Here is a 987-nt window from a genome sequence, read left to right as displayed (position 1 = left end):
TAAAACTGACTGACGCCGACACCAAGCAAAGAAGTCTTCCATTAGGGGTTGGAGCTCTTCTTGACGTTTCTGTAGTCGTTCATCAGCTGGCAAAACCTCCCAGTCTCTTTCCAAGGCAAATAACTGGTCACAATAAGCTAAACCTTTAGCTCCTAAGGATGAGTTATCTGCTTGCTTGGGGGTGGATTCAAAAAACTTCCTTCTCACATGCGCCCAACATCCAACAAGTTCAGCTTCTTCCAGTTGACGATAAGCTTCTAGCGGTTCGCAGTTTACCAAGCTTAGCATCGCCTTTCTCCTAAACCTTGGACTGCTATCGCATAGGCAGAACTAGAGGACTAAGGTCCTAAGTTACTGCCGCAACATATCACAATGCACATAGCCAGAATAGTCTCCTAGGAAGTATTGTACTACTGAACCACTTCGACGCTGATCATGGTGGTAAAGCCTAATCCCTTGCTTCTCAGCTTTCCCAGACAAAAAAGTCCAATAGTAGGTCAGATGGCTATCACTCTCTAGCACCCTATAAGAGGTTTCATCCGCATGAAGTAAGGGTTGAGTCAATAGTCTCTCTCGCAAGAGGTTATAGAGGGGCTCCAAATAGTATTGACTCGCCTTGATATGCCAATTAGAGATTTCCTTACGTGTGATTGGTAAACCCATCCTAGCCCAATCTTCTTCTTGGCGATAATTGGGGACCTTCAGATTAAACTTCTGATGGATGGTGTGAGCGATAATAGAAGCTGAGCCAAGGCTATGCGCCAAAGGGGCTTTAGGGATAGGAGCTTTCACAATTTTATCACTCGGATTTTTCTCACTGCATGCTTGGCATTTGTAAGAGTGTTGGATATGATCTATGCGTTTTAATTGCGCAGGAATAAAGACTAATTCTTGGCCTTGAAGACTCGCTCCAATCTCTTTTAGCTCTCCCTGACAGTCAGGGCAAATGCAATCCTCTAAGCGATGATGGAGTTCTTCTGAATCGAA

Annotated in this window: 1 pseudogene; it reads right to left on the bottom strand. The window is 44.6% G+C overall.

The features are described from left to right. Window positions 1-987, bottom strand: a pseudogene (locus HT693_RS11800) (transposase); the annotation flags it as partial.

Source organism: Streptococcus sp. 2154 (assembly GCF_013277255.1).
GTDB classification, from domain to species: domain Bacteria; phylum Bacillota; class Bacilli; order Lactobacillales; family Streptococcaceae; genus Streptococcus; species Streptococcus pseudopneumoniae.
This window is presented reverse-complemented; position numbering and strand designations above follow the sequence as displayed.